This window comes from Gilliamella sp. wkB112 (assembly GCF_001690685.1).
GTDB classification, from domain to species: Bacteria; Pseudomonadota; Gammaproteobacteria; order Enterobacterales; family Orbaceae; genus Gilliamella; species Gilliamella apicola_J.
Genome location: NZ_LZGL01000017.1, coordinates 573,901 through 598,784 on the forward strand (window position 1 = coordinate 573,901; position 24,884 = coordinate 598,784).

The following is a 24,884-nucleotide window of genomic DNA, read 5'->3' on the forward strand; positions in this document are numbered from 1 at the left end:
CATATACCACCGTCATAAATTAATAAGGGGATTGATAAGGGGACCTTTTTCTATATAATAATTCCATCCCCTTATTATTCGGTGAATTATTATGGCTAGAATTGTAAAACCGTTAACCTTTGTAGAAATAGAGAATGCCAAGCCAAAAGAAAAAGACTATAAATTAATTGATGGTTATGGACTATTTTTATTCATTAGTCGTAGTGGTAACAAAGTTTGGAGATTTCGTTATAAACGACCTTATACAAATAAAGAAACCGATATTACTATTGGTCGCTATCCACAAATCAGTTTAGCTGATGCTAGGGCGAGTAGAGAACACTATCGTAAACAGCTCGCTCAAAATATAGATCCTAAAACTTACCTTGAAGAACAAACGAACCAAAAGCAAAAAGAGTTGTTTAACACATTTGAAAAAGTAGCAGAACAATGGTTTGAATATCGAAAGCAACGAGCTAACTTTTCAGAAAAAACAGCTAAAGATACATGGAGCTTAATTAAACGTAATTTATTTCCTGCTTTTGCTAAACTGCCTATCTCATCAATTACCGCTTATATGGCAATTGAAGCATTAAAACCATTGCAACAAAAAGGAACATTAGAAACGCTTAAGCGTTCAGTTCAAAAACTTAATGAAATAATGGTATTTGCCCAACATAGAGGTTTGATAAGCCAAAATCCAACTCAATATATTTCTCGTGAATTTGATAGTCCTCAAGTTCAACATATGAAAACCATTAAACCTGATGATTTAGGCGAGTTTATTCAAAAACTCTATAAGGCAAGTATTAAGTTACAAACAAGATATTTAATTTTATGGCAACTCTACACTTTAACTCGTCCTGCTGAATCTGCTACAGCTAAATGGAATGATATTGATATGGAAAGTAAGATTTGGACGATTTATATTAGCAAAGGTATCACAACCAATGAGTTAGGCAGAGAGCACAAAATCACATTATCAGAACAAGCACTTAAGTTGCTAGATGAAATCAAAAAAATGAGTGGTAACAGTGAATATCTTTTCCCAAGCATTAAAGATCCATCAACGCACGTTAATACCCAAACTGCAAATGCAGCGATTAAAAGAATGGGCTATCACGGTAAATTAGTTGCTCATGGATTGCGTTCTATCGCCAGTACAGCACTCAATGAGCAGGGCTTCAATTCCGATCTTATTGAAGTAGCTCTTTCCCATATTAATAAAGATCGTATAAGAATGGCATACAATCGAGCTGATTATCTTGAAAAACGGTTTGAAATGTTGAATTGGTGGGGGAATTTCATTGAAAGTAAAAGTTCAAATATCTATTAACACAAATTGACATCAATTTATTTTAACTTTGAGTAGAAAGTTTTAAAAAAGTAATCTTACTAATCTTATTTTGGTCTTTAAAAGTAAAAGAAAAAAATAATTGTTATAACTTGAGCGCGGAGCGCAAATTAAAAATAAACACAAATGTTGGTTTTTCGATTGTGTAGTAACGGTGAATTAATGTTGTAAAGTTGTTGGTGGCTTGTCCATCAATAGCTTTTCAACATGGTTACATTAGCAAAATTCACGGTTAATGCACAGAAGAAAACTCACCTATTTGAATAAAATTAAGAAATATTACTTGATTTACATTAGTTATATTAATGCACAAGGATTATTTTTCTTCCATTCATCTATTTTTGATTGAATATAACTATTAACTTTAGGATAAAGAATATCTATTAAATTATAAACTGTTTTCTTAGCTTCTAATGTACTAAACCAATCTTCTAAAATAACACTATTTAAAGGTGCATTATTATTTATTTTTCCATATAACAAATCTACACATGCTCTTGCGTGTGAAGCACAATAAACAGGACTATTTTTATCAATAACATGATTATTATAATAACCCATTCTTTTTAAAGAATCAGTAACATCGATGATTTCCATATCTCCTAAATAAGGATTGGTATTAGTTTCCATTCCGTCCCCTGCAAGAAAGGCATTTTCATTTCTAAAACCATTATCAAACATAGAAACATAATGCCAGTCACCAGTACATAATTTTCTAGATGTTTCATTAAAAATATTCAATGCTGCTAGTTTGGAAAGATAGGTTTGTTTACTGGTCTTGGGAATTAGAAACATAGTAATTTCTCGTTTATTTATTAATATTTACATTAATTATCCTAATTTATTATTGTTATTATCATAAAATTGCATACGCTATTACCTAAATAAATCAAAATGTGAACCAGTTCGTTCAAAATGGACTTTTTTATCATCTAGAAAATAATAAATTAATAACCAATCAGATTCAATATGTAGTTCTCTATGATGCTTCCATTTACCTATTAACTCATGGTCATTTAAAACAGATGGTAAAGGTTGTTTGTTGGCGATTAACTGCATGACAGCTTTCAATTTATCCATGTTTTTATTATGCTTTCGCGTCTGCTTAATATCATTTTTAAATTGAGTAGAATATTTAATTTCTCGCATTCTAAATACCTAATTGTTTACACAAATCATTAAAATCTTTGGTGCAATGTATATCTTCTCCTCGTTCTGATTTAATCATAGACTCAATAGTCAAATCATTTGGTTCTCTATTTGTTGCTATATAAGCCCTCATTAATTCACGAATAACTTGTGATGCAGGTCTATGGTTGCGTTCCGCAATAGTTTTAAATGCTTGTTTAAGATCTGATTCAACTTTTAATGTCATAATTTCTGTTTTCATGGTATTACCTCTTAATTGAAATTAAGTACAGCAGATAGATAAAAGTATACAATGTATATTAAAAGTAATACTTATTATATATAAATATTACTTTTTCGATAGTTTATTAATTGTGAATTATTGTTTAATCAATAGTTAATCTATATTAGAGTTTTAACAAAATTAACGGTTAATGAATATAAATACATCATTATCAAAAGAGGATATTAATTATGACTAAAGATAATTACGATAACTTGTTGAAAGAAAATAAAAAGTTAGGACATAGACTTATTTGTGTTGGAGTTTATTTTACGTTTTTATTGTGTATAGGATTACCATTTAATTTATTATCAAATAGATTCTATGGACTTATTATAATTGTTTCTATGGCTTGTTTCATTACATCTTGTATTACATGGTTCTTTACCAGTAAGGACAATATTAGCATTCAACTTAGAAATGGAAGAGCTTCTAATGCATTAATAATTATGGGATTGGATTTACTTTGTGAGGGTATGCTAGAGAAATTTAACGTTTATCAAATTACTAAAAAGGTGAATGAACGATTAGCTAAAATTGGATTTCATACAAAAATTGATTATAAAACAATAAAATCAAAGTTTAAAAATAATCCAACTGATATAAAACCACCTATAAAAGGTAAACGAAAGCAAAAATAATAGTCTTATTAATTATATGATATATATTAATGATACTTAATTTAATTAATTTATTTGTTGTTTTAATAGTTTTTTATTTACCTTGAAATAAGCGTTTAGCGTTAATTCCAAAATCTTTCATGAAAAAGATAATATAGAATTTCCTTTGTTCATCTTAAACAATAAAAGTCAATTTTGAATAAAGGAAATTATTATGAATATAAAAAAAACACAAAACGTCTCTATCCCTAATTTAGTCGATATCAAATATATCACTCGCCTTACAGGCTTTACCAAAGCCCACATCTATAATGAAATAAAAGCAGGTCGTTTAGCTAAACCTATAAAATTTAATCGTTGTAGCCGATGGGAAGTTAAAGATATTGCTAATTGGATTAACTTCTATATCAAACAAGGAGTTAATCAATGACATATGACAACTTTAGCCAATTAGCATTAGCACCATTAGTTACAATAGGATCTAGTGGCTATGATGCCAAATTAAGTTATGTAATAAAAGATGTTATTCCTTCCAATTCGTTGTGTAGTATTTATGGAGCAAGTGGTGCTTATAAAAGTTTTCTTGCTATATCTTGGGCATGTCATATTGCTTCTGGTATAAATTGGGGAGGGAAAAAGGTCGCTCAAGGAATTGTTTTATATATTGTTGGTGAAGGTGGCATTGGTGTACCAAGAAGAATTAAAGCTTGGGAATTAAGTTATAACAAATCTATTAAAGATTTATATCTTATTAATTCACCTATATTTTTAGCCTCAAAGAAAGAAGTAAAAGCGATTTTAGATCTTGCTGAATATATAAAAAATCGACATAAATTACCAATCCAAATGATTGTTATTGACACGTTAGCCAGATGCTTTGGCGGAGCTGACGAAAATGATACAAAAGATATGGGTGCTTTTATTCGTGGATGTGATGAATTAAAAATGAAGACTGGTGCTACAGTTTTAATTCTTCATCACTCAGGTAAAGACGAAAGTAAAGGTGCAAGGGGATCAAGTGCTTTTAGAGCTGCTCTTGATACTGAATATAAAATTACAAGGGAAGAGAATGGTGGAGCATTTATAATTAAGTGTACCAAAATGAAAGATGCAGAAGAAGTACCACCAACCGCATATGATTTAGAAACTTTTGAACTATATCATGATGAAGATGATGAAGTTATTACCTCTTTATGTGTTAAAGATAAAGGTAGAGCACCAATTGAGGATCAACAATTTAACAATATAAATAATGTGTCAAAAAATCATTTAATATTATGGAAATGTATTCGTTCAAGAACACTTGATAATAAATTTTGTACAAAATCGATTATAAGAGAGGATTTAAAAAAAATTAGTATAGATACAAAAAATCTTAGTCGTTGGCTAAATAAATTAGTCTCTGAAAAATTAATTCGCATTGATGGTGAATACATTTTTATGATAGATATATGACTGATTAATTGCTAAGAAAATAATGTTTTTTTCCTCATTTTTTTTGCATATATACAAAAAAAATGAGCATCTATACTATATTAATTTTTTTAAGTTTATTTTTATTTCTTCCTCACCAATTCCTTTCTTTTTATAGGGAAGAAAAGAGAGAAATAAAGTATAACATTAACTATAAAATGATTATTGGTTAAATGACATTAAATTTAATAATACATTAATTAAAAAATTAATACGAATTTAATAATTTATATATGCAGGATAGCAAAAAGCACTACATTGTCCGACAATGTGAATTTTTGCCCTGTATTTGCAATAGGCTTATTATGAAAATTAAAAAATCAATAAGGTTGAATAATGATTTAATTGATATGATTAATAATTATGCAATTGAAAACGGTATGAACTTTAATGAAGTAGTAGAAAATAGTATTTTTTGCAATAAAAAATTAAACATAAAAATAAGTAATAAAAAAAAGAGTGACTCAAAAAAGAAAGTTAGAAGCATTAGGTTTGATGATTATACATTAAATAAAATTACAAAAATTGCAAAAAATAAAAATATTACAGTGTCTGAGGAAATTAGATTTAGGCTTCATAGCACACTAGAAATGCCATGTTTTGATAAATTAGAAATGGGAGAAATAAATCAACTTAGAATAAATATCAATCAAATTGGAAATTTGATTAATATGGCTGTGAGAGAAAACCTATTAATTAATAATGATAATATTATTCAATTATTAGGTTTAATAAATCAAATTAAGTATAGTTTAGAATCATTAGTTTTATCTTCTAGCAAAAGGCTGATGTAATGTTTTTTTTCATTTCAAGTATATGAAAAGCTAAACTATTAATCATAATTTAGTCCCAGCTTGCGTTACTAATACGGTTAGATCGAATTACCGCTTTAAAAGAATTTTGACAATTTAAATGGTCTCCACTTAATTCACCATTTTTACATTTTTGTCGATATTCTTCTCTTAATTCCTTATTATCAGCGAATTCATCAACTGTATAAATTTTTTCATCACATGCAGACAATACAAAACCACACAATATAGGACCTAATACTAATAATTTTTTCATTATTTCTCACCATATTATTTTGCTTATTATTATCAGAATATTAATCTATAAAATAATCAAGTCAAATTACTTATACCGATCAATAGACGTCAATTGATCGCTATTGACGATCAATTATAATTTATCAAAAATAAATAATAGCTAACGCCTTCACATTGTTCAGTTGTTAAACCTGACAAAATAACAAGAACAAGTCTTGTCACTTTATCAGGTTATCGCTTTAGTTTCATGTCTGAAATAAGTTGATTTGATAATTACACTAACAGAAAAAATATGAGAAAGTTTTTGATGATTAAATCTTAATTAAAAAATCCTGATTATAACCTTTTTCATAAGATCTATTTTTAATTTTACTATAACCACGCTGATTGGATAAAAATTCTAGTTTTCCTATCTGTTTATTAATATTGTTGTGGCTATGTCCGTAGATCCAATAATCCGCATATTGATATAAGCTTGGTAATTCGTTGCACCAGTAGCTAGAACGAATTAGATTATCAGTACTGTCTTTATGCTCATCTGAAAGGACATGGCTTGAAGGTAAAAAATGGCTGATCACAATAATTTTGCTATAATGTTTATGTGCCTCTTTTAATGATGTATAAAGAAACTCATAAGATACATTAAAATTATTGAGCATATCATTGGATGTAAATGATCGAATAGTATTCTTGTCTTGCCATTTAATATAAAAATGATCTCCCACGTTGTGCTCAGCCCAACTCATTGCTTCTACTTTAAATGAGGTTAATTGAAAATTAAACCAAAGAGTAGAACCGAGAAATAAAACATCATCAATCACAATAGATTCGTTATCTAGCAAGGTAATATCATATTGAAGGCAAATTTCTTTATAAAACTGAGTAGCCTGTTAATAAACCATACCATAATATTCATGATTACCTAGAACGTATAATACTGTTAATTTAGGAGCGTTTTTTCTGAGTTCCACAAAAAATCGCTCAATAGTATCATAACTTGCAATATCACCTGCCAGAACCAAAATATCTAATTTAGATAAGTCATCAAAGCTATAAAAACTATGCTCAATATGCAGGTCACTATATACACCAATATTTAACAAAATAGCCTCTAAATGTGTTGGTATAAATTGCCATTATTATAACAAAAAAACATGTATTACTTAAGGCTAATAGTTATAGAATAACAACTATTAAAGACTTTTCACTTTACTAAAATTCAATATCAGAAAAATCCAGTCCTGTAGCATTAAGTTGTGATTCTCTGTACTTAAATTGATTTACTGCAATGCAAACAGGTATTTGCTCGCCTTTAGCCTTACAATCAGCGTAGAGTTTATCTGTTCGGTTGGATGCTCCTTGTACCAATCATTTGTCATGACTTTTTGTTCCAACTCTTCTTTACAACCTGTTAAAAATAGACAAATGATTAAACTGCTAATTATTGATATTTTCTTAAGTACTAAATTCATGGAAGCTTCTCATTATTGTAAGTAAATAGCTATTAGTATGTGGGTGGTTTATAATTGATTATATAGATCAATTGACGTCCATTGATCGTTGTGGACGGTCAAAAATATTATTTTATTCAGGATTACTAAAGGTATAAATGTATAGAAATAGTTATAAAAATTGGAATAAATATAATATCAGGAATCGATAACGATGATTTTAAAGGTTCTTAATAATACGAAAGATCTAAATATGTTATAAAGATAGTACGTCATATGAGGAATAAATAATGACAAGTAATATTGATAAATTCAAGTTAGATTTAGAACAGTTGATTAAACAAGGGAATCATTTGTTAATTTCTTTACAGTATCGAAGCAATGAAAAAGCAACATTATCAGCTTATTCTAAATTATTTAAGTCAAAAGAAGAATTGAAAGCTTTTTTTGATGAATTACCAAATTTTAATTCTAAATATCAATGTTGGTATTCAGAGTCGTTATACTTAATACGACAGATTATACCGATGCGTTTAGATGATTTTATTCGCTTGTATGAAAAACCTAAAAGTAGAAAAATTCTTAATTATGAAAGTTATAGAATTGAAGACGCCTTACATAATTTATGCGTGAGAGGAGGTACAGGAAAGGTAAAAGTAGACTCATCTGCAGCAATTAATCTTTTTGAACAGCAAATTGCTATTGTAGAATCAGCTAAAAAACGTTTTGGAAGTTCATTGTTCGATATTAACCAAACTATTCAGGCTGATTTATTTGATTCTGAAATCGAAGCTGCAGAGCATCTTATTAAACAAAAATTTATAAGAGCTGGTGGAGCATTAGTTGGTGTTGTTTTAGAACGGCATCTTAAACAAGTTTGCTTAAATCATAATATTAAGGAATTAAAGAAAAATATGACGATATCTACATGTAATGATATTTTAAAAAATAATGAAGTTATAGATCAAACACAATGGCGATTTATTCAATTTTTAGGCGATATTAGAAATTCTTGTGATCATGCAAATGATGAACCCACTAAAGAAAATGTTTTGGAATTGATTGATGGTGTAAAAAAAATAATAAAAACAATATATTAATTTTTATTAGCTTAAATCTAAACTGATAGCTACTATTTTTATAAAGTGTTTGTCAGCTTAATCTAGCTTAGTTTTTCTCTTTGTAATGATTGTTCATAATTCTATGTCACATAGAATTTAGGTTTATATTGTTTATTTGAGAATTAAACCAATTTTTGTATATACTCAATACAAAATTATTAAATTTAACTTTAGACTGAAGATTAAGCTTTTTACTATAATTTTGTAGATCGGGTAAGTGATCCTCAATATTATTTTTTTGTAACCCACTATGCTTATTTGGGTATTTTTTTCTGTGTTCATTTATTTCTGCAATAAAATAGGGATCTAAACGATGCTTCATTCTGATTGCATAATCTATACTAATTTCAATATTCTCTAAATTGCCGGTTATAATGGGAACTACTTGTCCATCAAAATTTCCAATCATTGCACAGCTAATCGCATAGTCTAGTATGTTTATAGAGTTAGGCCATAAGGCTTCTATATTTTTTAGTGCTTCTAATTTTGTTTCTAGTGACCAAATAGTAATTGAACCTTCGATTATGTTTTCCCATATAGGTGGCTTCATTGGATGAGGCTCTCCTTTCCAATATTTATGAGCAGAATATTCACAATTTTCTTTTAGTGTTCCATCATCATTTATGATTTCTGATATCCAATTAGAATCTAACTTAGAGTATTTAGTACTATAAACTCCAACATCAGTTAAATATTCATCTCGAAAATGGCTTCCCCAGTTATTACATTCCCAAAAATTAACGAGACTTTCTAAATCAGCAAACACAAAAAAGCCTCTTAACCGCGAAACTTCATTAGAATAATATTTTGTGCGTATATCTTCTAAATATAGTTCTCTTATTAGTTTTACTGCTGTATCGTTTGATAAAATATTAGCCATAAAAATAGAAAGTAATTGTTTTCTTTCATCTTCTGGAAAACAATCAGGTGTATTAATCACTCCTCTGGCAATATTCCATTCTACGCATGGATTGTTATAATCCATATATACATGTGCCTCAAATTGCTTTTCAATATCTATTACCATTGTTTATATATTCTTAAAGCCTTTTTTTAGTTAATTGTACTGAATATTTATGAAGTTTAGAAGATTACTTTCCCCAAAATTATTTCAGGTTTTATTTAAAAAAATAATAAAGGAATAAATAAAGGGATTTGTTTTTCTGAATTAGAAAAATATCAATTATGACAATAGGTTATTTACATTTATTCAACTCCCGCCAGCTCCACCACCTATTGTTACAAAGACACCTATTAAAGTCCTTAATCAATTTAAAAATAATGAATTATTTTATTTTTGTTTCCAATCTTATCTAAATCAATCCGAGTGAATCCAACCCAAATTAGTATATTTTTAGGTACACGATTGTATATTACACTATTTCGTATAACAATTTTCTTGTGACCTATATGAGGTGTACTAATGGAAAGGTTAACGAAGCCACCAAGCAATACCGAGATTAAAGCACACGCCTTAATACAAGTATTAGAACCCATCAAATCCCGCCTTGTTCATAACGATAAAAACGAAGAAAGACATACCTATAATTATTCTATTTATCTTGAACAACGCAAGAAATTAATGACTTGGTGAGAGCGAAAGGTTTATAAGAGTTAAGGTATCGTATAATGGTAAATGTTATAATTCTATGTATACAAGATAATTATTTTATTAAGGGAATTTACAGCATGATAAAAAGATACTTATCCATTCTATTGTTAGTATTGTCATCTTTCAATATTTCAGCTAATCAATATGAATGGTTTTCTCCCATAAAAGAAAATGGCTATCTTTCTTATAATGAATTAATTGGTTTAATAAACCAAAGAGAAAGCAATAAGGAAGCATATTTTTTTGGTTTTGGTTATTTATCTAGTATGATTCGTGCCATTTCAATGACAAAAATAGCATATAGAATAGAATTTCAGAATGAACTTTATTGTCGACCACCATTTGAGTTAATTAAAGTTGATGACGAATTAGAATTACTCAAAAGTTTTTATTCAGGGCTAACTAATACACAAAAAGAAATATATGAAGATTTAAATGTAGCAGCTGTTTATATCCAAGCTTTAAAGTTAAAATATCCCTGTAAATAAAAATGATACCTAAACAATCAAAAGCAACATTTTATTGCTTTTGATTTCTATTGAACAAATGACACTTTGTCAGAGAGTAATAAATCACCATAAAAACTTTTTATTTTAATTAACATATAGGTATATTTTAAGCAAAGTAGTTAATTTTTAATGGAAAGAAATTAAAACTCAATTTCTTTTAATTCGTGATAAGATTCAAAAGTAATTCTATTCCATTTTGTGGTGGCGCTTATTTTTTCTAAATCAAATTTATCTGTTCGCCATTCAAAACGATTTCCTGAATAAGTTTCAATCACATTAACATGACTCCAGCATAACTGGGATAATAAGTTTTCAAATTCTTCTAACCAATCATCAGGCATAACATACATTTCATCGTACTCAGCGGCAAAATGAATAATATGTGAATATTTACAAAGCGCTCTATTACCATACGGCAACATAGCAAACATATCCCGACAAATATAGGCGCCATAAGGCGGAAGCTGTTGCAAAATAGCCTGATTAAAATTATCTAACGCTTTATCATCACTTGCTGATGAGCAGATATACCCATATATAATTGCCATATTATTTATAATACCTTCTGATTAAAATATGAACAACCTAAACCATTCGCTAGATCACAGCCTCAAGTAAATAGTTTTTTTATTTGTTATTTTTAACAAAAATAATTAATCTAGCAAGAGAGTAACCCAATCCAACGTTTAAATCACCTACTTTTCTTAATTTTTGATTGTGGTCTTGATAATTACATTTTCCATAACTCACAGATTAAAATATTTTATTTCTATCGTTAATTAATGTCATTGTAATAATATAAGGATCACCAACATGATAAAATATTTCTTCACTAAGATTATTTTTTATGACTAAATTTTAATTTACTAAGTTTTAGGAGATCTATGAAATAATGAATTTTATAAGAAAATAAATTAAATATGAACGAATAAATTTTATGGCAAGAAGATTATGTTTAACTGATAAAAAATTGAGAGGTAAAAAGCGAAGGTTAAGATCTTTTGCATCTTGGTCTAGGGCTTTCGAAAATTATTTTCCAACTCAGATTTCAGAAAATGAACGATATTGGAATATTAAAATTCCTGTTGATATTCAATTGGTTCAGGGTAAGTAGACTAATAAAACTATACAAGCACAATGTGCTCAATATTTAATTGATACAGCATATCAAATATTTAAAAATACCTAAATTATAAATATCAATAATCTGGACAAACTAGATAACAAAAATGCCCTATCAAAGCACAGTTCAATCAACACCAATTGAACGTGTTTTTTACGGTTTTGACCTACTCCTAAAGAAGAGTTTACTCATTAAGGGGAATCGCTTATGCTAACAACATATCCTACTCTTATAAATAGGAGGAATAATGAAAAGCTATATATCTTTTTTGTTATGTTTAATTACAAGTATCACTGTTAACAGTTATGCTCAACCTCTTGCAACTAAAGTGCAAGAAAAAAAATTGTTAGCTACAAATAATAGCTATTGGACAATCGATTATGCATTACAATTAGCAAAAGAATTAGGGAATCTTTCTTATGGCATAACTGATATTGAAAAATTTAACCAGATTATTGTTCAAAAAAATAAAGGAGATCCTAATGCTCTTTATATTTATGCCTATGTATTGAGATATTACAATAATGCTAACGAAAATATTGGGCTTACTGTAGAACAAGGGCGAATAGAAAGTAATAATATTTTCTGGGAACTAGCAGAAAACAAACATCCTCAAGCCTGTAATGAAATATTGAATACTAATGAACAAGAACTAATGACACAGAGACATATTACTAGGCAACAATTACTCGATAAGCAATTGCTTTGTATAGAAATAGCGTTGAAAAATCATTTACAAGACTATGATATCTATGCGGATATCCTTACCTTTGAATTAAAACATGATGAAGCAGATCAGCTTTTATTAGTCGATAGCCTTAACATTAACAAACCTCAACTAATTGAAAAAGCAGTTAATTTATACAAATTGTGTGCAGCAAAAAAAGGAGACGATATTTGTATGGCCCGAGTGACTGAAGCCTACTATGAAGGGATAGGTGTAAAAAAAGATAAAATAAAAGCCGCCGCATGGGCCAAACTAACAACTGAAAGAAGTAATATAAATAGTAATTTTAAAACAATTAGAAATGCTTACCTTGTTTACGCCCAACTTAACCAAGACAAAAGTATACAAAATTCAGAAGAATTTCAAAAGCTCTATACTGAGCTACAAAAAATACCTAAATTATAAATATCAATAATCTGGAAAAACTAGATAACAAAAATGCCCTATCAAATCACGGTTCAATCAACACCAATATGAATGTGAGTTTTACTATTTTTACCTTGCCTATAGATAAAAAGTTTAGTAAGAATGCTTACACGTTTTGTTGTATAACCTAAGGTAAAATTTATTTTACACGCAGAGGAAGCTATGATTAAACTATGCTACAAGCTACTAATTATTAATCTACTTATGGTGCTTTTTATGCAAGTTCATGCTGATAATAACTCAACCAAAATAATCGCTCATATCAAAATAACTGTTGATAACCAACCTGTTATTATTGAATTATTTGATAACGCTGCTAGTAGGCAATTACTAAAGCAACTTCCTCTTACCTTAGAATTATCTGATTTTGCCGGGGAAGAAAAAATTGCCTATCTTCCTAATAAACTAATTTTGCAAGATACACCTAAAGCAAACACTATACCGAGTGATTTTACCTACTATGTGCCATGGGGAAATTTAGCCATATTTTATAAAGATTATGGTCAAGCTGATGGTGTCTATGCATTAGGTAGGATTAAAGAGGGTAAACAACTACTCGCTCAACTCAGGCGAAACACTACCGTTACATTAGAATATATTGATTAAACATGCAGTTAGTCAATATGGCTATCAAGTCTTAGCGCAAAATCCAATTGTCACCTATTTAGAACAACATAAAAAAGTTGATAGCTTAGTAGGAAACCAATACTTATCTCTTTTTACGAGATCACCACGCCAGGTCCCAAAATTGCACGATTTAGCCGTTGTGATAAAGGCATAAAAATACAAGATCACTATACATCACGAAGATTTTTTCTATGTTTTAATGATAAAAAGCATTCTAACTATAATACTCAAGCATTAGTGACTGTACAAAGCAATGCTATGGGTTCTTATTTGGTTAATTATGATATTTCACGGCAAAATACGGATTGAGCACATTCTTTTATAATATTTAACACTATAATGATACAAAATCATACAATTGGCTAATACCGCCATCATTCTATGCTTTAACTACCTTATAGATAATATTTCTCCAGAGACTAATGAGTTATCATAAAAACTTTCTATTTATATTAATACATAAATTTTTCACTTTATTAGGTGTTAAAAGTAATTAAAACTCAATATTTTTTAATTCATGGTAAGCTTCGTAAGCAGTTCTATACCAATCAATGGTAACTACTATTTGTTCTAAATTAAATTTATTGATCATGGTGTAAATAGAGTAATTACAAAACTTACTATACTGATTACCACTAGCTTTATGATAATACATTATCGACATAATATATTAATATCAATAAAGTTATTTAATTATGTTGCTTCAATTTAACAAGAAACAACTAGTTTTACTAATAATAACAATGATATCAACTAACACGATCAACAAACATTTTAATAGGCATAAAAAAACCTGCTATAAGCAGGTTCTAAATAACTGAGATTGGCTCCTCCAACAGGACTTGAACCTGTGACATACGGATTAACAGTCCGCCGTTCTACCGACTGAACTATGGAGGAACACTTAACGGTCAAAATATTAACCATCTATACCGCTGATGTCAATCCGAAATACATTAAATACTTTCAACTGCTCAGCTTGTAATCAAAATATGTGATTACTGTGCTAAAATAACGAAATTCGTGTTTATCACATTAAAGGTTAAATAGAATTTATGAAAAAGAATATTTGTGTATTTTGTGGTGCTAGTGAAGGTAGTTTAATTGAATATCGCATTCAAGCAGAACAATTAGGTAAAAGTTTAGCTATGCAAAATAGACGCTTAATTTATGGTGGTGGTAATAAAGGTTTGATGGGGATAATCGCCAATGCGGTTCTAGCCCATGGTGGTGAAGTAATTGGCGTGATCCCAGAGCGTTTAGTCCAAGCCGAAACTGCTCATAATGGTATTACACGTTTAGAAGTTGTTGAGAATATGCACCAACGAAAAGCAAGATTATCTGAGCTTGCGGATGGTTTTATTGCTATGCCTGGAGGAACTGGTACCCTAGAAGAGTTATTTGAAGTTTGGACTGGTATGCAAATTGGTTACCACGAAAAACCAGTAGCTTTATTTAATCCTGCTCAATTTTGGCAACATATGTTAGTTTTTTTACAACATGCTGTTGATCAAGGTTTTATCCGCGAAAGTTTTTATAAAACATTAATTGTTTCTGACCAAGCAGATGTAATTTTACAGGAAATAGATAACTTCATTCCTAAAGATTTACAACGTTGGATTAAAAAATAGCTATTACTACTAAATAAAAAAATCGCCATCATTTGATGGCGATTTTTATTTTTAGGCAACAGCTTCTGTAGCTGATTCAGGTTTTTTAATTATTGCATAAACTATACCTGCAATAGCTGAACCGACCAAGATTGATAGCAAATAACCACCTACTGGTTTTACTACACCTGGAATAGCTAAGGCAAACAAACCACCATGAGGTGTCATTAATTGTGAACCAAATGCCAGCGCCATACCACCAGTAATCGCACCACCAATGATACAACAAGGAAGAACACGAAGAGGATCACGTGCGGCAAATGGGATTGCTCCTTCTGAAATAAAGCATAAACCTAATACCAATGAAGCTTTACCACTTTCTTGTTCGGCTTTAGCAAATTTTTTACGAGCAATAAGTGTGGCTAGTCCCATTGCTAATGGTGGCACCATACCACCAGCCATAACCGCAGCCATTGGTGCATAAACTTGTTCAGCGATTAACCCAGTACCAAAAGCATAAGCTACTTTATTAATTGGACCACCCATATCAGTACACATCATACCGCCAAGAATAGCACCCAATATAACAGCATTCGCTGTGCCCATTGAATTTAACCATACTGTTACCACACCCATTAACCAAGCAATTGGTGTACCAACGATAAATTGCATGACTAATCCGGTAACTAGCGTCGCTAATAATGGCACAATCAAAATTGGTTTTAAGGCTTCCATACTTTTTGGTAATGGTAAATATTTAGCAATTAATAATGCTAAATAACCAGCAAAGTAACCAATAATTATACCACCTAAGAAACCAGCTCCTGTGGAAACTGCAAGCAGACCACCAACTAGACCTGGGGCAAGACCTGGTCTATCAGCTATTGAATAGGCAATATAACCTGCTAACAATGGAACCATTAGCGAGAATGCTAAACCACCTATTTCAGCTAAATGTGGTTCACCAATTAATTTTTGAACACCATCAACATCTTCGAAAGAACCAAAAGCAAAAGAAAGAGCTATAATTAAACCACCAGCAACCACCATTGGTAACATGTAGGAAACACCTGTTAATAGATGTTTATAAATACCTTTCTTCTCTTTAGTTGTTTTAGCAACAGAACCACCGGCTACTGGTTGGTAAATTGTCGCTTCTTGAAAAGCCTTGTCCAACTCTTGTGCTGTCTTTTTAAGTGCTGGGCCAGTTTTAGTTCGGTACATTTTTTTACCGGCAAATTTACTTAAATCAACATCGATATCGCAAGCAACAATAACCACATCGGCATTAGCCACTTCTTCTGGGGTTAATTCATTACCCACACCCACAGAACCACGAGTTTCAACTTTACACCACCAACCGCGTTTTTTAGCTTCTTCTTCAATTGCTTCCGCCGCCATAAAAGTATGGGCAACACCAGTTGGGCAAGCGGTAACAGCAACAATACGTTTTACACCATCATTTGTTGATGATGCAGAATCCGCAGTTGGTTCATAAGCAACCGCTTTACTTTGTGCGTCAGTTAAAATTTGTTTAGGATTAGCAAATAGATCATTTAAGTCTTTTACTACATAAACTTTTTTACCAATAACCGCTTTATCACTTATTGATCCTGAACCAACAGCAATAATAACATCTGCTGATGTAGCGTTATCAACCACTTTTAAATTTAATGAATTAGCAGCTAAGGCTAACTCGGCTTTAGCAAGACGTCCATTAACTGGACCTATACTATTACCTTCAACAATATATATATTCATGCAGACTCCTATCCAGCAATTATTTCAATTTTTTCCAACATGTTATTGACAGCTTGGCGATCGGATATACCGACTCCGGCTTGTTCAACCGATAAAGCTGCTACACTTGACGCAAATATTAATGTGTCTTTAATTGATTGATTAGTTAACAACCCATACATTAAACCACCAACCATTGAATCTCCTGCACCTACAGTACTAATCACTTTACATTTCGGTGGTTTTGCTAACCATGCTTCATTTTTAGTTACCCATAAAGCACCTTTACTACCGAGTGAAATCACTACGTTTTCAACACCTCCATTTATGAGTTCCATAGCTGCAGCTTTAATTTCAGGTAAAGTTGGTAATTTTCTTCCAACCCACATTTCCAGTTCTTTATCATTCGGTTTTATTAACCATGGATTAGCTTTTAACCCTGCAACTAATGCTTCTCGGCTACTATCAAACACAATTTTTGGACAAATCTTTTTAACTTGTTCCATCCATTTAGTAAAGTTACTGAATGATACGCCAGCTGGCAGACTGCCACTAATTGCCACCATATCGATGTCTTTTAACCATTCAAGTGAGCTAGTTACAAATTTTTGCCAATCTTGATCACTTACAGTAAAGCCGGAAAAATTTAGATCCGTAACCTCACTATTTTGTTCAGTTAATTTGACATTAATACGTGTTTGCCCCTCGATAGTTTGGAATTTATCGATCACACCTAATGATTCAAACAATAAGTCAAATCCATCACGGTTTTCTTTGCCTAGAAAACCTCCAACAGTCAATTTAACATCTAAATCAGTCAATACTTTAGCAACATTGATACCTTTACCTGCAGCAAGTAACGCGTTGGTTTGCACTAAATTAACATCACCTAGTTCAACTTTCGGGCAAAAGCCTAATAAGTCGTAAGCAGGATTTAAAGTAATAGTAGCAACACGATAGGCCATTATTCAGCGCCCTCACCTAAACCACTTTCAATAGCTTTACCAATAGCATCTAATGCTTGTGCAGCGTCATCCCCTTCAGCGGTAAATTGTAAGCGACTACCTTTTTTAGCTCCTAGCGCCACAATTTTCATTAAACTAGTAGCACTAACAGGTTCATTTTTGCCATCTAAATTAGCTACAGTTATTTTGCTATTAAATTCCTTTACTAATTTGACTAATACCGATGATGGTCGGGTATGTAAACCATTTTCATTTGAAATCACATACTCACGACTCAGAGTAGTACTACTCTGATCAGTAGCAGGTTCAGATGAAGAATTCTGAGTTTGATCCACCGCTACAGAATCAGTAACGAGTAGATTAATGAGATTATCACTATCGCCTGACAATAATTTTTGAATGTCTTGATTAAAAACTAAAGATGCCAAACGATTTATTATATTAGTAACTGAGTCATCAATTGCTGACATGGTAATAAGTAATTTGACTGGTTTATTGTCTTCACTAATATTACTAATAGTTCGGCTAATCGCCATTGTATTTTTTAGATTGCCTTGTTTACTATCATTTAACCATACGCCATGACCCAAATAACTTGGTTTATTATCTAAAACATTGGCAATAAAACTAGCATTTACAGCATCTAATTGTTTTAACCGTGAAGCATTTAATGCTTGTAAAGTTGCCAAACTATCAGCTGGAATATCTAACAATAATGAAGATTCATTTATGGTAAATTGAGTATCACTCTGGCTAGCTTGACCAGTTAAAATAGCAATAGCTTCATCGGCTGATTTAATATTTTTAATTTTATCTTCTACACCATCTGCACCGAGAACATGGGTTAATTGTCGTAACAGTTCTAAATGCTCATCAGAGCTAGCAGCTATACCAATTGCCAAATAAGCTTTTTCACCATCATCCCCCCATTCTACCCCTTTAGGGAAACAAAAAACTTGCACACCAGTCTTTTTAACTAAATCACGGGTTTTAGTAGTCCCATGAGGAATAGCTAGACCAATACCCAAATAAGTTGCCGCTTGCTCTTCGCGTTCAAGCATACCGCTAACATAGCCATCTTCAACAAATCCTGCGCTAGTTAAAGCAGCAGCAATTTTTTTTATTGCTTCTGTTTTATTGGCTGCCTGTTCATTTAAATGAATATTTTGTTTAACTAAATGAAACATATAATAAATACCTCTGGGTTAAAATATGGAATTTACTAAAATAATTCAGCAATTCTAAATCCTTTCTTGAATAAGATTGAATCGTTTCAGCAATTATTAATATAAATAGAATAATTATCAAATATTTTATGTCTATTAATAATTTATTTGTGATCTAGATCTAATTTCTGTCTAAAAAATCACTAAAAAACTATTAAAAAATAATCAGCACATTGATTATTAACTAAGATCATCTCTACTCAAACTACCTCGATAAATCAATCTACGGGGAATGACAGTAGTACCTGACTGATAATTTTTATCACATAAACTATTTAATAATAGTTTTATCGTTACTTGAGCAACTTCTTTATGATCTTGCGAAAGTGCAATTATTTTACAAGGTAAAAAATCAAGCAGATCATTATCACCAAAAGTGGCAATGGTAAGATTTTCAGGTAACTGTCCAAATTTTTTCAAAATAGCATCAATTGTGCCTTGCAATAATGAAAAGGAAGTGGTGAAAATTCCATTTGGAAGGTCATGAGTTTCTAGCCATTGACTAAAAGCTATTTCCGCGTCGTGCCGACTATAGTTATTAGCATATAAAAAATCAACCTTATTACAACTTTTTAATGCAATTTCTTTAAAACCATTTAAACGTAATTGACTAACAGATAAATTGGGTAAAGCCCCAATATAAGTAACTGTACCTTGCACAAAATTATTAAATACTTGTGCTAAGGTTCTAGAATCTTCCTTATCAGCACCCACAATATTTCTGAACTCTGTTGTTGATAAGGTTCTATCTAAGGCAAATAAAGGAATCTCCGTATTCTCCCAATCATTATAAAAAGCATAATCTTTTTCTGACACAAAGGAAGAAGAAATCACTAATGCATCCACTCTACGTTGCTTTAAATGCTTTACACATTCTTTTTCTATTTCGGGATCATCTTCAGAACATGAAAGTAATAGTTGGTATCCCTCTTTTCTAACCAATTGTTCTAAATAATTAGCAATGCGTGTATAACTAATATTTTCAAGGTCGGGGATAATAATGCCAACAGATCTAGTTTTACCTGCTCTTAACCCTGCTGCAACTGCATTAGGTTGGTAATTATGTTCTTTAACTATCGTCATAACTTTTTCAATAGTTTTATCACTAACACGATATTTTTTGGCTTTTCCATTAACCACATAGCTAGCTGTAGTTCTTGAAACACCCGCTAACCTGGCAATTTCCTCTAATTTCATAACCTCTTTCTCGGGAATAAATATTGTCGTTATTTAACATGAAATAAAATGAAATGTAAACATTCGTTCTTTCTACTTACACACTGATATTTTTAAAAATTAATCAGTCAATGTAACTAGGGTGTACAAATTAATCTCATAAAATAAAAAAGGATTTAGGCTCAAACTAAATCCTTTAATCATAATTAGTTAAATGTTAATAATAAATAGCAATATTTTGATCATAAATATTGGTTATTTTTACTGGCGTATCAAATATATCTTCTAAGATTTCTGTATTCATAATCTGTTTGGGAGTACCTTGGTAAACTAATTCACCTTTTTTCATCGCTAAAATATAATCAGAATAAACTGAAGCAAAATTAATGTCGTGAATCACAATCATAATTGTCTTACCCAGCTCATCAGCCGCCCTTCGTAATTGTTTCATCATTGCAACTGCATGCTTCATATCAAGATTATTTAGTGGTTCGTCCAGTAACACATATTCAGTATCTTGGCAAAGGACCATTGCCACATATGCACGTTGACGTTGACCTCCGGATAATTCATCTAAAAAGCGATCTTTAAATTCGGTTAGGTTTAAAAATTCTAATGCGCGGTTAATATGTTGGTGATCATCAGCGTTTAAACGCCCTTTAGTGTATGGATAACGCCCAAACCCCACCAATTCAAACACTGTCAATCTACTAGTGAACCGATTTTCTTGCCTAAGTACCGAAAGATAAGTAGCTAACTTATCGCTTGGCGTATTCACCACATCCATATTTTGAATTTTAACTTGCCCTTCATCCGGCAATAACAGTCGGCTAATAATCGATAATAATGTAGATTTACCCGCACCATTAGGCCCAATAATGGCTGTAATACCACCTTGCAAAATTTTCGCATTGATATTTTTTAATACCGGGATTGCTTGATATTTTTTACTAATATTATCAATTTCTATCACATTGAAACCTTTTTCAATAATAAGAATATAAACAGAGAACCACCAATAAATTCAATTACAATTGATAGAGCGCCAACTAGATTTAGAACATAAGCTAAAAATAATTGTCCCCCGACCAAAAAAATGATGCCTAATAAAACAGCTGTTGGTAACAAAAAGCGATGTTGACTGGAACCGCTAATGCTATAGGCTAAATTAGCAATTAATAGCCCTAAAAAGGTGAATGGACCGACTAAGGCGGTTGATATAGCGACTAACACAGATACTAATAATAAAATAATAGTAACACTTTTTTGGTAATCAACACCTAAATTAATGGCATTATCACGTCCTAATGCTAACACATCAAAACGGTAACGCATGCGCCATAAAAATACCCCAATTACACTAGCAATGACTAATGAGAAAACAATTAATACCGGTTCCGCTCGTGTAAAGGTGGCAAAAATACGGCTCTGTAAAATAGCAAACTCACTTGGTGTCATTAAGCGTTGCAGTAAATTAGAAAAGCTGCGAAATAGAGTTCCTAAAATAATCCCAATTAACAAAACCAAATGCAAATTTTGCTTAAGTTTGGTAAATAAGCCACGGTATAAAAATAGCGAAAATAAAATCAATAAAAATGACTCAAATAAAAATTTACCAATGATGCCAATATAAGGAATACCTTGTACATCGATAAAAAAGATTACCAATGTTTGAATTAGAACAAATAGGGCTTCAAACCCCATAATAGAAGGAGTCAAAATTCGATTATTCGTTACTGTTTGGAATAATAAGGTTGAAGTTGCTGCTGAAAAAGCAACTAAAAGCATAGTTAAAACAGTCCAAGTACGATGCATTAGAATATAGCTAATATTACCTTGCAGATTAATAGTCAGAAAACACGTAATACTGAACAAAGCAATAATCACTAATATTAATAATCTTTTTGGGCTGGAAATATGACAAGTTTGATTAATTAACATGGCGTCTTCGACTCAACAACATTAAAAAAGCAATGGCACCGATTACGCCTAAAATAACACTAACTGGAATTTCAAAAGGATAGCGAATAACGCGCCCAATAATATCACAAATTAACACTAAACCAGCCCCAAAAAGGCAAATCCAAGGAATTGTTTTACGTACATTATCGCCAAGTAGTAAACTCACAATATTGGGAACAATCAAGCCTAAAAAAGGTAATACCCCAACGACGACGACCACAATACCACCAATTAAGGCGATAACAACCAGTCCCATTAACATTACTCGTCGATAATTGAGCCCAACATTAATTGAAAAATCACGACCTAAACCTGCTACAGTAAATTGATCTGCACTCCAACAAGCTAATAATGTTAATCCCCCTACCAACCATAATAGTTCGTAACGCCCTTGTAATATTCCGGAAAAATCACCTGATTCCCAGCCACTAAGTGATTGTAACAAATCAAAGTACATAGCAAAAAAAGTGGTAATAGCGCTAATTACTGCACCTAACATAATGCCAACTAGAGGCACCATCAGTGCTGATTTAAAAATGATTTTTCTTGATATCATCATGAACAGCATGGTACCAAGCATAGCAAATAAACTTGCTACAACCATTTTAAGCATAACACTTGCTGCAGGTGCAAAAACCAGCATAACAAGCAGCCCTAAACTAGCTGATTGTGTTGTACCCACTAAAGAAGGTTCAACAAATCGATTTTGCGTCAGTAATTGCATAATCAATCCGGCGACACTCATAGCACTACCAGCTAATATTAATGCTACTGTTCTTGGAATACGGCTAACGAAGAAGATTTCTCGCATGCTATCATTTGCCCACAATTCAGACAAAGTTACATGCCCTGCGCCTATAAATAGACTTATTGCAGCCATTATCATTAAAATAACAACGCCTGCAATAAAATAAAAAGATTTAACCATGTCTTACATTAATTATTTGCTGATTGCTGTAAAACATTATTGATTTGATCCATTAAACGGCTATATGTTTGTATACCACCAGATATATACATAGAAGTTGAATCTAAATAAACTATATGATTATGCTGCCAAGCATCTGTTTTTTTGATTAATTCATTATCTAATACTTGTTGAGCCGATTGTGCTTCTTTATTGCCAATGGCATTATCTCGATCTAGCACAAATAGCCATTCAGGATTAACGCTTAAAATAAACTCAGAAGTAACTGCATTACCATGACGACCAGCTTCTTGGAAAGTTGTTGCTGGTTTAAAATCTAACTGATCAAATACAAAACCAAAGCGAGATTTAGCTCCATAAGCAGACATTTTTCCGCTATTAATCATAATAACTAATGCTGTACCTGCATTAGCAGTTTTAGGCTTAAGTTGGTCGATCTTTTGATTAAAATCAGCAATTAATTTTTTAGCTTCATCTTGTTTATTAAAAATAATACCTAACTGTTCTGTTCGCTGAGTTAGGCTTGTTAAAAAGTTATTAGGATCAATATCTAAAGCAATGGTTGGCGCGATTTCACTTAATTTATTATAGACATCGTGAGTGCGCCCACCAGCAATAATTACATCTGGTTTAAAGGAACTTAAAACTTCATAATTTGGTTCGAATAACGTACCAACATTGGTATAGGCTTTATCACTATATTTAGTCAAGAAATCAGGGAAATGAACATCCGATTGTGGAACAGCAGTTACTGGTATATTTAATGCATCTACAATATCTAAAGTTGCCGGATTAAAAACAACCACTTGTTTAGGATTCTCAGGAACTTCTGTTTTACCTTGTGCATGTTCAATAGTAACAGTTTTCCCGGTAGTTGTTTTATCTGTTTTATTATCGCATCCAGTTAAAGCTAATAATAAAGCGCATAATACTAAAAATTTAATTTTTATATTTGAATACATGTAATCTCCTAATTCTCAATCACAGACACATAATAAAATGATAAATATAATAGTTATCATTTTCATTACTGGATTGTAACTAAAAACCTAATTAGGTTCAATGAACTTTGAGTATTTATAAGAACTGACGAGAAGCAATATAATTTTTAACACTTACTAAATTAATAATATATTATAAGCAGTTATAAAGTTACTTATTTGATTATAATAAAACTTACTTTTTTGTGATGACATTATCATCAATAAATAAAACGAAAAGCATTATTAAAATAATAGAAATATCGATTTGATCAACAAATTACTTATTAATTTCTAAAAAGGAGAAAAATATGAAAAAATTACTTATTGTTATTTTTGCATTTTGTTTACTTGGATGTGTTTCAACGCCTAGCGCTAAAGATTTGGCAACCGCTGACTTCGGTAATAAACCGGTTAATTACGAAGAAAATATAAAAAGCATTGTAGGTACAAACTTAAAAGATCCATTTTCTGCTCAATATAAATTTGATGAACCGAGAAAAGGATATGTAGAAGGGGGATTAATGCAGAATTTTGAGCTTCAATATGGTTGGGTTATTCCTGTGCACGTTAATGCAAAAAATAGTTTTGGCGCCTACGTTGGATTTAAAACTAAATATTTCCTAATACATAATGAACTAATTGAAGATGTTACTTACGGCTATAAATTAGGGGCTGTTAAAATATTATAATAACCTATGAATGAAGAACTGTTTAACAGATTTTATTTTACTTGCTGACATAATTATTCTCGAAACTCCGATGAGTTAACTATAAATAATAGTTAACTCTGATCCCACTGATAATTCAACTAA

28 protein-coding genes and 1 tRNA gene are annotated in these 24,884 nt (G+C 31.0%); 12 read left to right on the forward strand and 17 right to left on the reverse strand.

Annotated features, from left to right (window positions below; all coding sequences use genetic code 11):
* The first annotated feature begins 91 nt into the window (after positions 1-91).
* Positions 92-1,315: an integrase domain-containing protein gene (locus tag A9G12_RS09300; protein WP_065565543.1), complete on the forward strand. Its 1,224-nt coding sequence runs from the start codon at positions 92-94 to the stop codon at positions 1,313-1,315.
* A 315-nt stretch (positions 1,316-1,630) separates the two neighbouring features.
* Here the strand turns inward: A9G12_RS09300 and A9G12_RS09305 are convergent, their stop codons facing one another.
* The 3 genes from A9G12_RS09305 to A9G12_RS09315 all read right to left on the reverse strand — a co-directional run bounded on the left by A9G12_RS09305 (position 1,631) and on the right by A9G12_RS09315 (position 2,723).
* The gene (locus tag A9G12_RS09305; RefSeq protein WP_065565544.1) at positions 1,631-2,128 is read right to left on the reverse strand and encodes a hypothetical protein; all 498 of its coding nucleotides are present in this window, start codon (positions 2,126-2,128) and stop codon (positions 1,631-1,633) included.
* 81 nt (positions 2,129-2,209) lie between these two features.
* Positions 2,210-2,482: a type II toxin-antitoxin system YafQ family toxin gene (locus A9G12_RS09310; RefSeq protein WP_065565545.1), complete on the reverse strand. Its 273-nt coding sequence runs from the start codon at positions 2,480-2,482 to the stop codon at positions 2,210-2,212.
* Between the two features lies 1 nt (position 2,483).
* Positions 2,484-2,723 carry an addiction module antitoxin gene (locus A9G12_RS09315; RefSeq protein ID WP_065565546.1) on the reverse strand — a complete coding sequence of 80 codons (240 nt, stop codon included), beginning with the start codon at positions 2,721-2,723 and terminating at the stop codon, positions 2,484-2,486.
* Between the two features lie 212 nt (positions 2,724-2,935).
* On the opposite strand from A9G12_RS09315, the gene A9G12_RS09320 reads away from it, so the two are divergent.
* From A9G12_RS09320 to A9G12_RS09335, 4 genes are all read left to right on the forward strand, one after another.
* Complete coding sequence (locus A9G12_RS09320; protein WP_065565547.1) at positions 2,936-3,385, forward strand: hypothetical protein; 450 nt, start codon at positions 2,936-2,938, stop codon at positions 3,383-3,385.
* A 193-nt stretch (positions 3,386-3,578) separates the two neighbouring features.
* Positions 3,579-3,794: a helix-turn-helix transcriptional regulator gene (locus A9G12_RS09325; RefSeq protein ID WP_065565548.1), complete on the forward strand. Its 216-nt coding sequence runs from the start codon at positions 3,579-3,581 to the stop codon at positions 3,792-3,794.
* A complete protein-coding gene (locus A9G12_RS09330) occupies positions 3,791-4,819 on the forward strand; it encodes a helicase RepA family protein (RefSeq protein ID WP_065565549.1) in 1,029 nt (342 codons plus the stop codon). Before A9G12_RS09325 ends, A9G12_RS09330 begins: the two co-directional genes overlap by 4 nt.
* Positions 4,820-5,142: 323 nt before the next feature.
* Positions 5,143-5,631 (forward strand): hypothetical protein, encoded by a 489-nt coding sequence (locus tag A9G12_RS09335; protein ID WP_065565550.1) that lies wholly within the window; start codon positions 5,143-5,145, stop codon positions 5,629-5,631.
* 49 nt (positions 5,632-5,680) lie between these two features.
* Here A9G12_RS09335 and A9G12_RS09340 read toward each other — a convergent pair whose 3' ends face one another.
* From A9G12_RS09340 to A9G12_RS09350, 3 genes are all read right to left on the reverse strand, one after another.
* A complete protein-coding gene (locus A9G12_RS09340) occupies positions 5,681-5,905 on the reverse strand; it encodes an EexN family lipoprotein (RefSeq protein WP_065565551.1) in 225 nt (74 codons plus the stop codon).
* Between the two features lie 292 nt (positions 5,906-6,197).
* Positions 6,198-6,728, reverse strand: coding sequence for a hypothetical protein (locus A9G12_RS09345; RefSeq protein ID WP_141674137.1), 531 nt, complete (start codon positions 6,726-6,728; stop codon positions 6,198-6,200).
* A 48-nt stretch (positions 6,729-6,776) separates the two neighbouring features.
* Positions 6,777-6,989, reverse strand: coding sequence for a metallophosphoesterase (locus A9G12_RS09350; protein WP_065565553.1), 213 nt, complete (start codon positions 6,987-6,989; stop codon positions 6,777-6,779).
* Between the two features lie 638 nt (positions 6,990-7,627).
* On the opposite strand from A9G12_RS09350, the gene A9G12_RS09355 reads away from it, so the two are divergent.
* Positions 7,628-8,437 carry a hypothetical protein gene (locus A9G12_RS09355; RefSeq protein WP_065565554.1) on the forward strand — a complete coding sequence of 270 codons (810 nt, stop codon included), beginning with the start codon at positions 7,628-7,630 and terminating at the stop codon, positions 8,435-8,437.
* A 106-nt stretch (positions 8,438-8,543) separates the two neighbouring features.
* On the opposite strand, the gene A9G12_RS09360 is transcribed toward A9G12_RS09355, so the two are convergent.
* Entirely contained in the window at positions 8,544-9,485 is a 942-nt protein-coding gene (locus A9G12_RS09360; RefSeq protein ID WP_065565555.1) for a hypothetical protein, read from the reverse strand.
* Between the two features lie 602 nt (positions 9,486-10,087).
* Here A9G12_RS09360 and A9G12_RS09370 point away from each other — a divergent pair.
* Positions 10,088-10,558, forward strand: coding sequence for a hypothetical protein (locus A9G12_RS09370; RefSeq protein WP_141674139.1), 471 nt, complete (start codon positions 10,088-10,090; stop codon positions 10,556-10,558).
* Between the two features lie 161 nt (positions 10,559-10,719).
* Here A9G12_RS09370 and A9G12_RS09375 read toward each other — a convergent pair whose 3' ends face one another.
* The gene (locus tag A9G12_RS09375) at positions 10,720-11,127 is read right to left on the reverse strand and encodes a hypothetical protein (RefSeq protein WP_065565558.1); all 408 of its coding nucleotides are present in this window, start codon (positions 11,125-11,127) and stop codon (positions 10,720-10,722) included.
* Between the two features lie 389 nt (positions 11,128-11,516).
* On the opposite strand from A9G12_RS09375, the gene A9G12_RS12670 reads away from it, so the two are divergent.
* The 3 genes from A9G12_RS12670 to A9G12_RS09385 all read left to right on the forward strand — a co-directional run bounded on the left by A9G12_RS12670 (position 11,517) and on the right by A9G12_RS09385 (position 13,461).
* Positions 11,517-11,693: a DUF3916 domain-containing protein gene (locus tag A9G12_RS12670; protein ID WP_442903477.1), complete on the forward strand. Its 177-nt coding sequence runs from the start codon at positions 11,517-11,519 to the stop codon at positions 11,691-11,693.
* Between the two features lie 256 nt (positions 11,694-11,949).
* Positions 11,950-12,834, forward strand: a complete 885-nt coding sequence (locus A9G12_RS09380) for a sel1 repeat family protein (RefSeq protein ID WP_065565559.1) — start codon at positions 11,950-11,952, stop codon at positions 12,832-12,834.
* Positions 12,835-13,017: 183 nt separating this feature from the next.
* Complete coding sequence (locus A9G12_RS09385) at positions 13,018-13,461, forward strand: cyclophilin-like fold protein (protein WP_218056612.1); 444 nt, start codon at positions 13,018-13,020, stop codon at positions 13,459-13,461.
* Positions 13,462-14,306: 845 nt separating this feature from the next.
* On the opposite strand, the gene A9G12_RS09395 is transcribed toward A9G12_RS09385, so the two are convergent.
* Positions 14,307-14,382: transfer RNA gene (locus A9G12_RS09395), tRNA-Asn, on the reverse strand.
* A 155-nt stretch (positions 14,383-14,537) separates the two neighbouring features.
* On the opposite strand from A9G12_RS09395, the gene A9G12_RS09400 reads away from it, so the two are divergent.
* Positions 14,538-15,113, forward strand: a complete 576-nt coding sequence (locus tag A9G12_RS09400; protein ID WP_065565562.1) for a TIGR00730 family Rossman fold protein — start codon at positions 14,538-14,540, stop codon at positions 15,111-15,113.
* Positions 15,114-15,164: 51 nt separating this feature from the next.
* Here the strand turns inward: A9G12_RS09400 and fruA are convergent, their stop codons facing one another.
* The 8 genes from fruA to A9G12_RS09440 form a co-directional block, all read right to left on the reverse strand.
* Positions 15,165-16,853, reverse strand: a complete 1,689-nt coding sequence (fruA, locus tag A9G12_RS09405) for a PTS fructose transporter subunit IIBC (protein WP_065565563.1) — start codon at positions 16,851-16,853, stop codon at positions 15,165-15,167.
* An 8-nt stretch (positions 16,854-16,861) separates the two neighbouring features.
* Positions 16,862-17,797, reverse strand: a complete 936-nt coding sequence (gene fruK, locus A9G12_RS09410; protein ID WP_065565564.1) for a 1-phosphofructokinase — start codon at positions 17,795-17,797, stop codon at positions 16,862-16,864.
* Complete coding sequence (fruB, locus tag A9G12_RS09415; RefSeq protein WP_065565565.1) at positions 17,797-18,984, reverse strand: fused PTS fructose transporter subunit IIA/HPr protein; 1,188 nt, start codon at positions 18,982-18,984, stop codon at positions 17,797-17,799. The genes fruK and fruB overlap by 1 nt, the downstream gene beginning before the upstream one ends.
* Before the next feature lie 219 nt (positions 18,985-19,203).
* Positions 19,204-20,220: a catabolite repressor/activator gene (gene cra / locus A9G12_RS09420; protein WP_065565566.1), complete on the reverse strand. Its 1,017-nt coding sequence runs from the start codon at positions 20,218-20,220 to the stop codon at positions 19,204-19,206.
* A 196-nt stretch (positions 20,221-20,416) separates the two neighbouring features.
* A complete protein-coding gene (locus tag A9G12_RS09425; RefSeq protein WP_065565567.1) occupies positions 20,417-21,172 on the reverse strand; it encodes an iron ABC transporter ATP-binding protein in 756 nt (251 codons plus the stop codon).
* Positions 21,169-22,140, reverse strand: a complete 972-nt coding sequence (locus A9G12_RS09430; protein WP_065565568.1) for an iron chelate uptake ABC transporter family permease subunit — start codon at positions 22,138-22,140, stop codon at positions 21,169-21,171. Before A9G12_RS09430 ends, A9G12_RS09425 begins: the two co-directional genes overlap by 4 nt.
* Positions 22,130-23,089: an ABC transporter permease gene (locus A9G12_RS09435; RefSeq protein ID WP_065565569.1), complete on the reverse strand. Its 960-nt coding sequence runs from the start codon at positions 23,087-23,089 to the stop codon at positions 22,130-22,132. Before A9G12_RS09435 ends, A9G12_RS09430 begins: the two co-directional genes overlap by 11 nt.
* Positions 23,090-23,097: 8 nt before the next feature.
* Entirely contained in the window at positions 23,098-24,051 is a 954-nt protein-coding gene (locus tag A9G12_RS09440; RefSeq protein WP_141674140.1) for a siderophore ABC transporter substrate-binding protein, read from the reverse strand.
* 329 nt (positions 24,052-24,380) lie between these two features.
* Here A9G12_RS09440 and A9G12_RS09445 point away from each other — a divergent pair, with 329 nt between their 5' ends.
* Entirely contained in the window at positions 24,381-24,761 is a 381-nt protein-coding gene (locus A9G12_RS09445; protein ID WP_065565570.1) for a hypothetical protein, read from the forward strand.
* Positions 24,762-24,884: the final 123 nt, after the last annotated feature.